The organism is Qipengyuania mesophila (assembly GCF_019711655.1).
Taxonomy (GTDB): domain Bacteria; phylum Pseudomonadota; class Alphaproteobacteria; order Sphingomonadales; family Sphingomonadaceae; genus Qipengyuania; species Qipengyuania mesophila.
In genome coordinates this window covers 616,041-629,257 of the sequence record NZ_JAIGNU010000001.1, presented here as the reverse complement: position 1 = coordinate 629,257, position 13,217 = coordinate 616,041, and the positions used below count along the sequence as shown (strand labels likewise).

Sequence of the window (13,217 nt, the reverse complement as noted above, 5' to 3'; positions counted from 1 at the left end):
TGGAGCGATCCAAAGGGACTTTAAACCTTGATCAGCGTACCCGCGGGCCGCCGAAGGGCAGCGGCGGAGGGGGACGGCGCGCGCCGCGCGGCAGCTGTGCCTGATAGGCCCGGCCGCAATGTTCGACGCAATAGGGGAAGCCGGGGTTCACGGCCTCGCCACAGAAATGGAAATCGGGTTCGCCCGGGTGGCCCATCGGCCAGCGGCAGACCTTGTCCGACAAGTCGAGCAGGCTCGTCTTGTCGGCAATCTCGGGGCTCGGCTTGGCCGGCACCAGGCGGCGCGGCGGCGCGGGCGGGATCGGCGCCTGCTGGTCGCCCGGACCCTGGCGCAGGAAGCCGCCCGGGCCGACCGAGACGATCTTGGGCAGATCGGCGTTCTTGTTGGGCAGCGGCTGCGAGGGGATCGCGGCATCGGCCTTGGGCGCGGTCGCCGCGGCGGGCTTTGCCGGCGCCGGAGCGGGTGTCTTGGCGGCGGGCTTCGCGACCTTCTTGGCCGCCGGCTTGGGCGCGGCGGGCTTGGGCTTGGGCGCGGGCTTTTTCTCGTTCGCCTTGACCGGCGAGGGACGCGACTTGAGGCCGAGGCGATGCGCCTTGCCGATCACGGCATTGCGGCTGACGCCGCCCAGTTCGTCGGCGATCTGGCTGGCGGTCGAGCCGCCCTCCCACATCTTCTTCAGCGTTGCGATCCGTTCGTCGGTCCAGCTCATTGCGCAGTCCTGTTAGTCGTGTCTCGACGCCACGGCTTGCATGCCGCGGCGCTAGGGCCTAGTCGCGCCCCCATGGTCGATCAAGCCCAGCCCGCGTCGCCCGGAAGCGATCACCCGGACGCATCCTTCATCGAAGAAAATGCCGGAGGGAAGGGCCGGTTTCCGCCGCGGGGACGCCCGGTGATCCGTGGGATCAACGGGATTGGCCTGTGGAGCCTCTATATGAAGGAGGTACGCCGGTTTCTCAAGGTCCAGACGCAGACAATCTGGGCTCCGGCGGTCACTACGCTGCTTTTTCTTGTGATCTTCTCGGTCGCGCTCGGGCGCGGCGGGCGCGAAGTGCTGGGAGTCGGCTTCCCGACCTTCGTCGCCCCGGGGCTGATCGCAATGGCGATGATGCAGAACGCCTTCGCCAATTCCAGCTTCTCGCTGCTCTCGGGCAAGATCCAGGGCACGATCATCGACCTGCTGATGCCGCCGCTGTCGGAAGGCGAGTTGATGGCGGGTATCGTCGGTGCGGCGATGACGCGCGCGGTGGCGGTCGGCTTCGTCGTGGCCGGGGCCATGCTGCTCTATCCCGGGATCAGCCTGGCCATGGCGCATCCCTGGGCTGTCGCGTGGTTCGGGCTGATGGGCGCCGCCATGCTGTCGCTGCTCGGTCTGCTGGCATCGATCTGGGCGGAAAAGTTCGATCACAACGCCGCGGTCACCAATTTCGTCATCGCGCCGCTGGCGATGCTCTCGGGCACCTTCTACGTGATCGACCGGCTCGCGCCCCTCTTTCAGGCGATCAGCCATGCAAACCCGTTCTTCTACGTGATATCGGGCTTCCGCTACGGCTTCCTCGGTCAAAGCGATATCGGTGACGGGGGCGCCGGCGCGGTGGCGCTGGCCGGCGCGGGCCTGCTGGCGCTCAACGCGCTGATCGCTCTCGGCGCCTATGCGCTGCTCAAGTCCGGCTGGAAGATCAAGAACTGAGCGGACGCGGCGCTCAGTGCGTCATGCTCCGCCGCAAGCGATAGCGGCCGTTCTCGAAATGCTCGAAATACTGGTGCACGTCGGGGTGCGAGACGGGGCCTGAAATCGAGTCCGTCACCAGGTTCTGCTGGCTGACATAGGCGACGTAATCGCTCTCGTCGCTCTCGGCGAGCAGATGGTAGAAGGGCTGGTTGCGGTCGGGCCGGATGTCTTCGGGGATCGCCTCGTACCATTCGTCGCTATTGGCGAAGACCGGATCGATGTCGAAGATCACCCCGCGGAAGTCGAACACACGGTGTTTGACCACGTCGCCGATGGCGAAGCGGCTCTTGACTCGGCGGGGGGCATCGATGGTGCGACCGGCCTGGGCTGAGAAATACTGTGCTCGATCCATGGGAAGCAAGGATATGGGGCGTGGGGCCGCGCTTACAATGGGCGCAGGGCGATGTTCCCCCGAATTCTCGCGAAAAGGGGCTTGGCAAGGCAGGGGTGCTCGGCTAATCGGCGCGCCTCGCTTCGACCGGGGCCTCTGGCCCGCAAGCGCACCCGACAGAGCGGAGAGGTGGCAGAGTGGTCGAATGCGCCGCACTCGAAATGCGGTATACGGGCAACCGTATCGAGGGTTCGAATCCCTCCCTCTCCGCCAGTCACCCCCAGCACTAGTCTCTGTTTGCAGGGTCGATTTCCAAGGCCGCAGAATAGGCGCGTTTGCGCGCCTCAATCCGAACTCGCCCAATCATTCGGGGCGTCTCCCAGGCCGTATCAGGGTCGAATTGCGTCGACCGTCTCTCGCCTGACCGCCATCGGTTCGGTTTCCCTGTTTATCAGGCAGGAACAGGGAAAAACATCGGTTTGGGGTCCAAAACAGGCTGATTCCGGTATAATTTTGCGGCCTCTCCGGTAGAAAATATTGCTAAATCAGTGCCTTAGTGGGCTCAAATTCCCGTTTCCCTGTTACTCGCCGTAACAGGGTATTAGTTCGCCGGAACAGGGAGCTCAATCGACCTGAACAGGGGGCGCATTCGCCATATCAGGCATCTTCGCGGGCCGGGTATCCCAGCGCTGCGGGTTGCGCCGACCAGGCCAGGGGAACGGTGATGCGCCTGAGCTTTTCGAGACTGAGATCGACGGGCTGTCGGCCCTCGAGGATGTCGCGCTGGATCGAAGGTGCGAGCAGCGCGAGTTGCAGGATAAAGCGATCATAGGGTGAGGAGGGAGCTGCGCTCAGCGCGGGAAGCCCTCGCTCACGCTCGATCATCCGATGCGCGCGACGCAACGCGGCGATAAGGATGGGGTCGGGCGAACAACTTCTCTTGCCCTGCTGAATTTGCCGGCTACCGCCGCGCAGCGGAAATCGTACCGGCAGTAATACCATACAGGATGTCTTGCCGGAGTTGAGGATGCGCTCGTCGCCTGACAGGCGAAGTGCAATGTGGGCCGGATCAACCTCTTGCAGCCTGACCGCCAGGCCCTGATCGCAGATACGTGTTTCACGGACGGTTCGGAAGGTGTCTGCCTCTCTATCGGTCCACCGCTCCACGGCCAATCGCAAGAGCCGCTCAATAGCTGCTGCCGGAATACGCCTGACGCGATCGGAACCGGATGCCGCGACACCTTGCTGAAGCGAGGTCGATACATAGTATCGATAGGCCTTGCCCGATTTTCCTTGTGAAAAGGTCGGGCTCATCGGCTCGCCGGCGGCATCAAACAGTTTTGCCGTAAGCGGTGCCTTCGCCATGCGTCGGTCACTCTTCCCGCGATGCCGACGCGCATTGGCAGCGAGGCTGCGTTGGACACGCTCGAATAGGTCGAGATCGATTATCGCCGCATGCTCTCCTTGGTAGACCTGGTCCTTGTGGACGATCTCCCCGCGATAGATGCGATTGCGAAGTAGGTGGAACAATGCGCCGCGGCTGAAGGGCAGGCCGCCCAATCTCTTTCCTGTGCGCGTCACGTGCACCTTGGAGATCATCCCTCGATCGCAGAGCTCGCGACGAAGCGCGTGCACCGAGCCAAGCAATAGATAGCGTTCGAATATCTCGCGCACCATCTCTGCTTCTGCATCGTTCACGCGAAGAGTTCGGCTCCCATCATTGGGCAGGTCATAGCCGAGCGGCGGCCGACCACCCATCCACATGCCGCGCGCCTTCGATGCAGCAATCTTGTCGCGGATGCGCTCGCCGGTGACCTCGCGTTCGAACTGCGCGAAGGACAGCAGCACGTTGAGCATCAGCCGCCCCATCGAGTTGGTGGTGTTGAACGACTGGGTCACCGAGACGAAGCTGCAATCGGCCTTCTCGAATATCTCGACGATCCTGGAGAAGTCGCTGAGCGATCGGGTCAGGCGGTCGATCTTGTAAACGACCACCACATCGATCTTCCCTGCAGCGATGTCCTCAAGCAGAGCCTGCAATCCGGGTCGTTCCATGGTGCCGCCCGAATAGCCGCCGTCGTCATAATGCTTGGGAAGAAGCGTCCACCCTTCGCTTGTCTGGCTTAGGACGTAGGCTTCGCTAGCGGCGCGCTGCGCATCGAGGCTGTTGAAATCCTGGTCGAGACCTTCTTCCGAACTCTTGCGCGTATAGATCGCACAGCGCAGAGGCTTGGTCCGCTCGGCCATCAGCTGTCCCTCAGGCCAAAGAAGCGCGGACCGTTCCAGCGCGTGCCAGCAATCGCTGTGGCTGCTGCCGACAAGCTGGAAAAGCGCTGATCGTTCCAGCTGAAGCCATCTTCCTCGACGACCACGACAACCTCACGGCCTTTCCAGGTTCGGCTCAGTCGCGCGCCGACTCCGAATTGCCGACCTTCGGCTTCGACCGGGCCAGAGCGTCGAAGCGCCTTGCGCGTAGCTGCGTCGAGACCCCAAGCACCTCGGATTGAATTCGCCAGGAGAGCAAGCGGCGAAGCAGCGACATCGAACGCAGCGGGGGAGGGGCGCCATAGCGCCGCCTCCATTCTGCGCGTAGGTCTTCGAGATCCATGAGACCGATCTCGGCAACGACGTGATCGAGGTTCTCACTCATGCCGACTTCTCGACACTGTAGCGGCGGGTTCCGTCCAGCTTCTGGGAGATAATCGTAAGCCCGCGCTTCTTTAGTGCCCCGGCAAGAGCGCCTCGAACCGAGTGCTGCTTCCAGCCGGTCGCCTTCATCATCTCGGCGATGCTCGCGCCGTTCTTGCGCAGGATCATCTTCTCGAGCTGGTCGAGCTTGGTCGGGTTTTGCTTGGTCATCTTGGTTCTCCGGTTGTGCGGCGTGAATTATCCCGCCGCTACCGGCACGAGCCCGGCTCGCCGGGCGTGGGAGACAGCAATGCTCGGCTTCGCGGGACAGTCCAGTCGAAATCTGTCCACAGAGATTCCCCGGAGAAAACGCATACGCGACCTTGGCCCGCAATTTTCGTTCCTGTATTGTTCCTGCCATGGCAACCGACCCCATGACGGCAGCCCCGACTGCCGACCGCCGGCTCGAAGTGCGCTATGCGCCGACCGCGAGCCTCGTCCCCGATACGCGCAATGCGCGTACGCACCCAAGGCGGCAGATCGAGCAGATCGTCGCTTCGATCCGTGCCTTCGGGTTCACCAATCCCATCCTCGCCGATCCGCAAGGCAATCTCATCGCCGGACACGGGCGCCTACGCGCGGCAAAGGAGATGGGGCTCGAGCAGGTGCCGGTCATCGACCTCGATGGTCTGAGCGAAGCCCAGAAAAAGGCGCTGCGGCTTGCCGACAACAAGATCGCATTGGATGCGGGTTGGGACCTGGAGATACTCAAGCTCGAGCTGGCCGATCTCTCGCTCCCGGACATCGACCTGGACCTGTCCCTGACCGGGTTCTCGGCCGGCGAGATCGACGTGGTCCTTTCCGAGAGCGAGGATCCCGATGACGAGGTCATTCCTGCGATACCGCTCCAGCCGCGGGTCCAGACAGGAGATATCTGGCAGCTCGGCGAGCACCGGATCGGCTGCGGCGATGGCCGCGATGTCTACTTCCTTCGCAGCGTGATCGGCGAGGACACGGCGATCGACTGCGCCTTTCTCGATCCGCCCTACAATGTGAAGATCAATGGCCATGCCAATGCCAAAGGCCGGCACCGCGAGTTCGCGATGGCATCAGGCGAGATGAGCGAGGACGAATTCCGCACCTTCCTTGCGGACACGCTCGGAGCTTGCGCCAAGGTCTCGCGAGACGGAGCGGTTCATTTCGTCTGCATGGACTGGCGCCACATGGACGATGTGACCGCCTCTGTCAGCGACATCTACGACACGCTGCTCAACATCTGCGTGTGGAACAAAAGCAATGCCGGCATGGGCTCTCTCTATCGTTCGAAGCACGAGATGGTGTTCGCCTATCGGGTCGGCGATGCACCGCACACGAACTGCGTGGAGCTCGGAAAGCACGGCCGCAATCGCACCAACGTCTGGGACTATCCTAGTGTTAACTCGATGAAGGGCTCACGCCGTGAGGACCTGGCGCTTCATCCGACCGTCAAGCCGGTAGCGATGGTCGCCGATGCGATCTGCGACGTGACGAAGCAGGGAGAGCTGGTGCTCGACATCTTCCTCGGCTCTGGCACCAGCCTGATCGCTGCGGAGCGAGTGGGGCGCAGGTTCAGAGGCGTCGATATCGATCCCGTCTATGTCGATCTGGCGATGACGCGCTGGAGGGAGATTACCGGCAAACAGCCCGAACTCATCCACCGTAAGGCCCGGATGGAGGCAGCCGAATGAGCAGGGCAGAGAATGGTCGCTTCAAGAAGGGCCAGTCGGGCAATCCAAAAGGGCGCCCCAAGGCGCGGCGGCCCCATGTCTCGGCCTTCGATATCATCTTCGACAAGTCGCTGAGCGTCACCCAGAACGGTGTGGAGCGCGAGCTGACCGTCGATGAAGCGCTGGAGTGGCAGACCTACCAGGCAGCACTAGGGGGCAGCCGCATGGCGATCCGCAAGGTCTTGAAGATGATCGAAGGGCGAGAGGCGGCGCTCGCCAGGAAAGCTCCGCAAGTGCTTCACAAGATCAGGACCGAGGCTCACCACACTTCGGACAATGCCAACGAGGCTTTGCGCATTCTCAATATCGCCCGTCCGGATCCTGGAATGGAGGGCAAGCGGTGGTTTCTCGAGGCCTGGGCGACGCAGGCGGCGCTCAGCCGCCCGGGACGTCGTAAGTTCGAGAAAAAGGAAATCGAAGGCACAAAATTCTTCACTGCCGATTCCGACACTCTGCGCTGGCCAAAGAGGACCGGCCAATGAGAACGGGGGAATCGATCGGCTACGGTAGGCCGCCAAGCTCCACCCGTTTTAAGAAAGGCCAATCCGGCAATCCCCGCGGGCGCCCCCCCAATCGCCATCGCGGTATCCCGCATGATGTCGTGCTCGGACAGATGGTCACGATACGCGAGGATGGACGCAAACGTCGTGTCACTGCGGCCGAAGCCTTTCTGCTTCAACTCACTCAGAAGGGCCTCGCCGGGGACAGCGCCGCTGCTCGATCATCTCTCGAGGCAATCGAGAAGGCGCGATCTAGCCGTGGTGATGATCAGGACAGGCTCAAGCTTATCGTTCTTAACTGCGTCGGGCTTGGTATGGATGCCATCCTCGAACCGCTCGGCATTGCCATCAAGAAATACCCGACGGACAAAGATCGCGTTCGATGGGAAATCAATCCGTGGATCGTGGAGAAAGCTCTCAATCGCCTTGGCGACCGACAGCTCTCAGTGGCGGAGCAGAAGACTGTCTGGAACGCGACGCGGACGCCGCGGAAGGTGAGCTGGCCGGAATGGTGGAGTTGCTTCGGCCAATGACTGCTTTGCGCCCTCAGACTGGACGTTCGTCCACTGATCAGAAATGCCTGAGAACAGCCAGTCCGCTCGTCCGGCCGATCTTGCCACTGCAGAATTGAAATCAGGGCCTTTCAGCGCTCGACGACGTCACCCTTCATCGGCGCAAGCTTCGCGAGCAAGCGATTTTGCGCCGCAAATGGCACGCCTTCTTCGTGCATCGCCTGCTGGAGGTTCTCAACGACGGCGTTGAGATCCGCCTTGCGGCTGCCGAGCCCCTCGTGCGAACTGCGCATGTCGCGGCCGGTATAGTCGCAACCCGCATTGAGAATGTAGCAGAATTGCTCGAACAGCGTTCGGCGCAATCGCACTTCGTCATGGCCCTCGAAGATCGCGGCGATCCGCGGGTCGGCGAAGTTCAAATCGACGAAGCGCTCGACGATACGCCGGATGCCGTCCTGACCTCCAAACCGTGCAGCCATCGACTCACCCTCGAAGGGAACAGCCCCGGCATTGGCGTTGCTCTGGTCGTAAGGGTCGGTTGGCACCTCGCCAGTGGACGGATCGCGCTCCACCGTTTCGACACTGAACTCCTCGTCCCAGTCGATAGTGTCCGCGGGGGGCTGTTGCATGAAAAACAGGGCAAGGATGGCGCTACACAACATCGATCTCTCCGTCAGAAGGCAATTTGCGCTTGCAGGAAAGCGCCGCGCTGACCGCCGAAGGTCGCGATCGATCCCAGATCGGCATAGGCAGCCGTCAGTGTCAGATTGTCGGTTGGCGCGTAGGCGGCAAAGATGTCCAACCAGTCATCCTCCCCAAGGCCGAGATTATCGGGCTTGCTGCGGAATTCACCCCCCAAGACGAACCGTCGCGAAAACTGATAGGCAACCGCTCCTTCAAAGTGCAGCGCATAGCCATCGTTTGCGTGGCTGCCGAAGCCGAGCAATCCGTTCTGGTTCGATTTTGTCAGCCTTGCAGTCGTGTTGACCAATATGCTCCTACTGAGGAACAGCTTGGTCGCACTGAGGGTGAAATCGAGGCCGTTGTCATGCGCAGCGCCCACTGCGTTTACGATGGGGCCATCGAGGCTGCGCTTGTATTGCGCTCCGGCGGATACCTGCGGAAGCAGTTCATCACCGTAAACGACATCGCCGAAGAGCCGGACCTTGGCGCCGAAGATATCCTGATTGAACGTGTAGCCTCGGCCGAGCCCAAGTGCGGCCCCGACCTCCCGCGTGTCAAAATTCTGCCGCGCATAGGATAGTTCGAGCCGGTCGGCGATGCCCACCGAGAGGCCGTGCGACTGGTAAAGATAGTCGGGCAAGAGGACTGCCGTGACATGCGCCTGAAAGCCCACACCACGGCTTTCCTGCCGGCCGGCGATTGTGGCCCAATCGGAGATTCCACCGCCGCTGGCGCCGTCAATCGCGCTGACCCCGTTGGTGAGCAACAGCTTGGCGTTGTAATCCGTGAAGGATCCGATCGACGAAGGCTGAGGCACCGCCTCCTTCTCAGGCAGAGCGTCTTGCGCGGCCACTGGTGCATGGGAGATAGCCAGCGCCACCGGTAACGTCGCATATCTCAGGAGCTGATTCATAGCGGTAGCTTCTTGCAACATATGATGGAAAAGCGGTTAACCCTCTGCGGACGTTTTATTAACCGGCTTCTGTGTATGCGCAGGTGGTGTCCTTACGCGCATTCGCCTTACTCGCCGCTTTGCTAGCCGTGCCCGCCTCGATCGCAGGCGCAGCCTCTGCTGGGTCCATCAAGGTGCAGGTGGTCGACGAAAGAGGCGTTCCGGTGCGTGACGCCGTCATAGAACTTGACAGTCCGTCGGCTAGGAACACGCGGATCACTTTTCCCTGGCGGATGGCCATGGCCCAGAAGGACGAAGCCTTCGTACCCGGTACGCTCGTGGTCGCTCGCGGCAGTACCGTAGCCTTCCCGAACCTCGATCGGGTGCGTCACTCGATCTACAGTTTCTCAAAGCCTGCGCGGTTCGAAATCGATCTCTATGGTCGTGACCAGTCGCGCACGCACACTTTCCCCGTCAGCGGATCCGTGGCTCTGGGATGCAATATTCACGACAAGATGCGTGGCTATATTCGCGTCGTCGACACCCCATTTGCCGGCAAGACCGACGCGAATGGCTATGTAACGCTTTCGGGAGTGCCGGCGGGAACCGCGAGGCTAACCGTCTGGCATCCCCGTATCCGTACGCCTTCCGGTGAGGTCGTAAAGCAGGTGAATGGCGCAACGGACCAGAAGATTTCGGTGCGCTTGCGGTGAGAACCGTCTTTCCGCGCCTTGCCCTGCCGAGTTTCTCTTCGCTCAAGCTGCGCATAGCCGTGCTTTATGCGGGGCTCTTCGCCGCTGTCCTCGCCGTGGTCATGGTCGTAGTGAACGCCAGCATAGAGCGGTTCGGCGAGAGTTCCGCCAGCCGCGACATGGCTGCCAGCGCTCGTGTCTTCGACGAAATTGTCGATCTGCGGGCAAGGCAGATGCGCGCAGCAACCGACGTGTTGGCGCGCGACTTCGGCTTCCGCGAGGCACTCGCGACCGGAGACGAGCCAACGCTTTCAAGCGCCCTGCGAAACCTGCGGGACCGGTCGCAGGCCGCGAGCGCGTTCGTGGTCGGCCTCGATGGAACCATCATCAGCGACGGGTCTAGCCGCCTGCCCCCGGTAGAGGACATCTGGGGCGAACTCGATTCCGGCAAGAACAAGGGCGTGATCGAACTCGGCGGCAAATTGGCGCTGGCGACTGCATCTCCGATCGAGGTCCCCGATCTTGCCGGCTGGCTCGTGCTTGCTTCACCCTTGGACAAGGCAGCCATGGCCCGTTTGGCCGAACTCGCCGCTGTCGATTTCGGAGCCAGCGTCCAGCTCCAGGAAGAACTTCCCGCTATCGCGACGTCGGGACCGCCGGGGACTGTAGTCGAGGCGAACGATGCCGCGCGCAATCTCTATTGGGTGAGCAGCCTGCCAAGCCTGCAGGATGGGCTCGCACCGCGCCTCGTCTTGCGACACTCGCTCGCCAAGGCACTCGCGGAATATGCAGTCTTGAAATACCTGCTTGCACTGGTCGGAACGACCGGATTGGTACTGGTCGTGGCATTGGGCTGGCGTATTGCGCGAGGTATCACCCGTCCCTTGTCAGCACTCGACGATGCGGTCCGCCGCTTCGGTCGGGGCGAAGACATCATCGTCCAGGTCGAGACCGACGATGAAGTCGGACGACTGGCGTCGAGCTTCAATGCTATGGTGGAGGCAATCGAGGAGCGTGAGCGGCGGATCATTCATGTCGGCCTGCACGATGGGTTAACCAATCTGCCCAATCGCAAACTCTTCATCGAACAGCTCGACCAGGCATTGATCCGTCGCAAGGGGAACGAGCGAGTGCTGGTGGCCTATTGCGACCTCGATGACTTCAAGGTCGTGAACGACACGCTCGGCCATCCTGCCGGCGACGCGCTGCTGCGGTTCGTGGCGCAGTGCCTCGTCGATGAACTCGCAGAGGCCCAAGTCGCCCGACTGGGTGGCGACGAGTTCGCAGTCCTCATGGTTGTCGAGGACGAGGAGGAGAGCCTGCTTCCCATCGCACAGCGTGTGCAGGAATGCTTCGAGCGACAGATCAAGATCGATGGGCAGACGGCTGACTGTTCGGCCAGCGTGGGCGTCGCCGTAGCCCCGATGGATGCCGAAAACGGCGTCGATTTGCTGAAACACGCCGACCTCGCGCTCTATCGCGCGAAGAAGGAAGGAAAGTCGGATTTTCATTTCTTCGAGCCCTCGCTCGACGAACAGGCGCGTCGGCGGCGAGAGATGGAGCTGGACCTTCGCTTGGCGATCAAGGACGGTGGATTCGAGCTCTATTTCCAACCGCTCTATTGCCTAAGAAAGGAACGGCTCGAGGGCTTCGAGGCACTGATACGCTGGAACCACCCAAAGCGGGGCTTGATCAGTCCAACCGAATTCATCCCGCTCGCCGAGGAAACAGGCTTGATCCTCCAGATAGGTGACTGGGTTGTGCGCGAAGCCTGTCGCGCGGCATGCGAGTGGCCAGACCATTTGACGGTCGCTGTCAATATTTCACCGAAACAGTTCTCCGCTCCCGGACTTGCGTCCACGATTCTCCAAGCCCTTACGAACTCAGGGCTCCAGCCCAACCGCCTCGAGCTCGAGATTACGGAGAGCGTCTTCATCGTGGATGTCGAACGGACGCTCGGCATGCTTCACAGCCTTCGCGAGCTTGGCGTGCGGATCGCCCTCGATGATTTCGGAACGGGATATTCATCGCTTAGCTACTTGCGCAGCTTCCCATTCGACAAGGTCAAGATCGATCAGAGCTTCGTGCGGGACCTTACCGCAAAGGGAACCAACGCCAACGCGGTAATCCGCGCCATCACCACTTTGGCCGAGGCGCTCGGGATGGACACGCTCGCTGAAGGGGTGGAAAGCCAAGAACAATGCCAGATATTGCGCGATGAGGGATGTGGTTTCGTACAGGGTTACCTCTTCAGCAAACCTCTCCCCGCATACGCCATACAAGAGCTTTTCGAGCAGCCCTGTTTCGCCGCGAGAGAGGCCACAGGGTAATCGAATTTGCAGCAGCGCCGCCCGCACAAGCAGAAAGTTATGAGGGCCTAGCCGTCGACGATGGACCAATCTTGACGCGCCCTTGTAGTCACCGCGAAACTCAGAATTGATCGGCAATCCGTTCGGCCGAATTTGAAGATCGACGGACGAAAGCAGACGGTCCGCTAGCGGACCAACAAAGGACTTTGCAATGGGACCAGCCCCTGCATAGGCCCCCGTTTTGCTAATCACCCAGTTGCAGTATTATTTCGAGTGCTAGATGCTCGTTGCATCCAGTATCACGCGAACGGTCTCCTCTGGCTGATCCCACATTGGGAAGTGTCCGCTACGTTCGAACCAGTGCAGCATCGCTTCAGGAAAGGCTTGCATCGCGCGATCCGCCTGCTGCGGAAGACATAGCCGATCCTTGCGTCCCCAGCCGATGACAACGGGCGCATCCGTTGCCGCAGGGCCCTTTTGCATCGCGCCGTTGGCGAGGTCCTTCACAAGCGGATTGACGGTGCGCGTATTGGCCAATGACTTTAGCTCACGCGCAACGAACGCCGGATCGAGCGCCCACGGCCTTGCAGAGAGCTGTGCCATGAGCGCGGTCCGGCCTGCGACATTTCCGGTGATGGCAGAAAGCGCCGGTCGCAGCGCGCGAACCAGAGCAACCGATGGCGTTATAGTGGCCTTGAAGAAGGTGCGCTCCCACCCCTGCCAGAAGCCGCCCGGATCCAGTGCGACGACCGCGCCCGCTTGGCCGCGCCGCGCCATCTCGAGCACCAGGCGAGCGCCCATCGAACTGCCCACCATATCGACCCCGATGAGATTTTCGGCTCCGAGCCAGTCGTCCAGACTGCGCGCGAGTCCGCCGAACGTGCCGCTATCGGCCACTTCGGGTGTCTGCCCATGGCCGGGCAGGTCTACGGCAATTACCTCCCTGACTTGAGAAAGCGCAGGCGAGATCGTGTCCCACGAGCCGCAGGTCGCCCCCAGTCCGTGGACAAGGAGGAGGGGTTTTCCGCGCCCCGTGCGCGTGTAGTGCATGGTCATGGAACGGTAACGTCTCGCAACGACGTATGGGCCCGTGGATGTCTATATTGCCGAAGGTGAAGCCAAGAGCGGACGGTCCGCTATCGGCCCCAAAACCGCAGCGCGTAAAAAGGACGGA

At 61.6% G+C, this 13,217-nt stretch carries 13 protein-coding genes, 1 tRNA gene and 1 pseudogene; 7 read left to right on the top strand and 8 right to left on the bottom strand.

The features are described from left to right. Positions 1-31: 31 nt before the first annotated feature. On the bottom strand, positions 32-709 hold the full coding sequence (locus tag K3181_RS03160; protein ID WP_221600720.1) for a GcrA family cell cycle regulator: 678 nt from the start codon (positions 707-709) through the stop codon (positions 32-34). Positions 710-781: 72 nt separating this feature from the next. On the opposite strand from K3181_RS03160, the gene K3181_RS03155 reads away from it, so the two are divergent. Continuing rightward, complete coding sequence (locus K3181_RS03155) at positions 782-1,687, top strand: ABC transporter permease (protein WP_221600718.1); 906 nt, start codon at positions 782-784, stop codon at positions 1,685-1,687. A 13-nt stretch (positions 1,688-1,700) separates the two neighbouring features. On the opposite strand, the gene hspQ is transcribed toward K3181_RS03155, so the two are convergent. After that, entirely contained in the window at positions 1,701-2,081 is a 381-nt protein-coding gene (gene hspQ, locus K3181_RS03150; RefSeq protein WP_221600716.1) for a heat shock protein HspQ, read from the bottom strand. A 162-nt stretch (positions 2,082-2,243) separates the two neighbouring features. Here hspQ and K3181_RS03145 point away from each other — a divergent pair. Beyond that, positions 2,244-2,333, top strand: a tRNA-Ser gene (locus K3181_RS03145). A gap of 384 nt (positions 2,334-2,717) precedes the next feature. On the opposite strand, the gene K3181_RS03140 is transcribed toward K3181_RS03145, so the two are convergent. The 3 genes and pseudogenes from K3181_RS03140 to K3181_RS03130 form a co-directional block, all read right to left on the bottom strand. Then, positions 2,718-4,307, bottom strand: coding sequence for a recombinase family protein (locus tag K3181_RS03140; RefSeq protein WP_221600714.1), 1,590 nt, complete (start codon positions 4,305-4,307; stop codon positions 2,718-2,720). After that, a pseudogene (locus tag K3181_RS03135) lies at positions 4,307-4,668 on the bottom strand (DUF2924 domain-containing protein). The gene K3181_RS03140 and the pseudogene K3181_RS03135 overlap by 1 nt, the downstream one beginning before the upstream one ends. Positions 4,669-4,706: 38 nt before the next feature. Continuing rightward, a complete protein-coding gene (locus K3181_RS03130) occupies positions 4,707-4,919 on the bottom strand; it encodes a DUF3489 domain-containing protein (protein WP_221600710.1) in 213 nt (70 codons plus the stop codon). A gap of 188 nt (positions 4,920-5,107) precedes the next feature. Here K3181_RS03130 and K3181_RS03125 point away from each other — a divergent pair, with 188 nt between their 5' ends. From K3181_RS03125 to K3181_RS03115, 3 genes are read left to right on the top strand one after another with little or no spacing between them, the layout of a single operon-like run. Next, positions 5,108-6,415, top strand: a complete 1,308-nt coding sequence (locus K3181_RS03125; protein WP_221600708.1) for a site-specific DNA-methyltransferase — start codon at positions 5,108-5,110, stop codon at positions 6,413-6,415. Further along, on the top strand, positions 6,412-6,936 hold the full coding sequence (locus tag K3181_RS03120; RefSeq protein ID WP_221600706.1) for a DUF5681 domain-containing protein: 525 nt from the start codon (positions 6,412-6,414) through the stop codon (positions 6,934-6,936). Before K3181_RS03125 ends, K3181_RS03120 begins: the two co-directional genes overlap by 4 nt. Next, positions 6,933-7,487, top strand: a complete 555-nt coding sequence (locus tag K3181_RS03115) for a DUF5681 domain-containing protein (protein ID WP_221600704.1) — start codon at positions 6,933-6,935, stop codon at positions 7,485-7,487. Before K3181_RS03120 ends, K3181_RS03115 begins: the two co-directional genes overlap by 4 nt. A 110-nt stretch (positions 7,488-7,597) precedes the next feature. On the opposite strand, the gene K3181_RS03110 is transcribed toward K3181_RS03115, so the two are convergent. Both K3181_RS03110 and K3181_RS03105 read right to left on the bottom strand, forming a co-directional pair. After that, entirely contained in the window at positions 7,598-8,095 is a 498-nt protein-coding gene (locus K3181_RS03110; protein WP_221600702.1) for a group I truncated hemoglobin, read from the bottom strand. A 44-nt stretch (positions 8,096-8,139) separates the two neighbouring features. After that, complete coding sequence (locus K3181_RS03105) at positions 8,140-9,063, bottom strand: DUF3034 family protein (RefSeq protein WP_221600701.1); 924 nt, start codon at positions 9,061-9,063, stop codon at positions 8,140-8,142. A gap of 278 nt (positions 9,064-9,341) precedes the next feature. On the opposite strand from K3181_RS03105, the gene K3181_RS03100 reads away from it, so the two are divergent. Next, on the top strand, positions 9,342-9,755 hold the full coding sequence (locus K3181_RS03100; protein WP_247714846.1) for a cupredoxin domain-containing protein: 414 nt from the start codon (positions 9,342-9,344) through the stop codon (positions 9,753-9,755). Between the two features lie 101 nt (positions 9,756-9,856). Then, positions 9,857-12,064, top strand: a complete 2,208-nt coding sequence (locus K3181_RS03095; RefSeq protein ID WP_282099783.1) for a putative bifunctional diguanylate cyclase/phosphodiesterase — start codon at positions 9,857-9,859, stop codon at positions 12,062-12,064. Between the two features lie 255 nt (positions 12,065-12,319). Here the strand turns inward: K3181_RS03095 and K3181_RS03090 are convergent, their stop codons facing one another. Beyond that, positions 12,320-13,099: an alpha/beta fold hydrolase gene (locus tag K3181_RS03090; RefSeq protein WP_221600697.1), complete on the bottom strand. Its 780-nt coding sequence runs from the start codon at positions 13,097-13,099 to the stop codon at positions 12,320-12,322. Between the last annotated feature and the right edge of the window lie 118 nt (positions 13,100-13,217).

What these genes read in the sequence shown, in the direction of transcription:
- K3181_RS03155 (WP_221600718.1), top strand. Translation starts at nt 782, where the DNA reads ATGGTCGATCAAGCCCAGCCCGCGTCGCCCGGAAGCGATCACCCGGAC.
- K3181_RS03110 (WP_221600702.1), bottom strand. Translation starts at nt 8,095, where the DNA reads ATGCAACAGCCCCCCGCGGACACTATCGACTGGGACGAGGAGTTCAGT.
- K3181_RS03100 (WP_247714846.1), top strand. Translation starts at nt 9,342, where the DNA reads ATGGCCCAGAAGGACGAAGCCTTCGTACCCGGTACGCTCGTGGTCGCT.
- K3181_RS03105 (WP_221600701.1), bottom strand. Translation starts at nt 9,063, where the DNA reads ATGAATCAGCTCCTGAGATATGCGACGTTACCGGTGGCGCTGGCTATC.
- K3181_RS03090 (WP_221600697.1), bottom strand. Translation starts at nt 13,099, where the DNA reads ATGACCATGCACTACACGCGCACGGGGCGCGGAAAACCCCTCCTCCTT.
- K3181_RS03160 (WP_221600720.1), bottom strand. Translation starts at nt 709, where the DNA reads ATGAGCTGGACCGACGAACGGATCGCAACGCTGAAGAAGATGTGGGAG.
- K3181_RS03120 (WP_221600706.1), top strand. Translation starts at nt 6,412, where the DNA reads ATGAGCAGGGCAGAGAATGGTCGCTTCAAGAAGGGCCAGTCGGGCAAT.
- K3181_RS03130 (WP_221600710.1), bottom strand. Translation starts at nt 4,919, where the DNA reads ATGACCAAGCAAAACCCGACCAAGCTCGACCAGCTCGAGAAGATGATC.
- hspQ (WP_221600716.1), bottom strand. Translation starts at nt 2,081, where the DNA reads ATGGATCGAGCACAGTATTTCTCAGCCCAGGCCGGTCGCACCATCGAT.
- K3181_RS03095 (WP_282099783.1), top strand. Translation starts at nt 9,857, where the DNA reads ATGGTCGTAGTGAACGCCAGCATAGAGCGGTTCGGCGAGAGTTCCGCC.
- K3181_RS03125 (WP_221600708.1), top strand. Translation starts at nt 5,108, where the DNA reads ATGGCAACCGACCCCATGACGGCAGCCCCGACTGCCGACCGCCGGCTC.
- K3181_RS03115 (WP_221600704.1), top strand. Translation starts at nt 6,933, where the DNA reads ATGAGAACGGGGGAATCGATCGGCTACGGTAGGCCGCCAAGCTCCACC.
- K3181_RS03140 (WP_221600714.1), bottom strand. Translation starts at nt 4,307, where the DNA reads ATGGCCGAGCGGACCAAGCCTCTGCGCTGTGCGATCTATACGCGCAAG.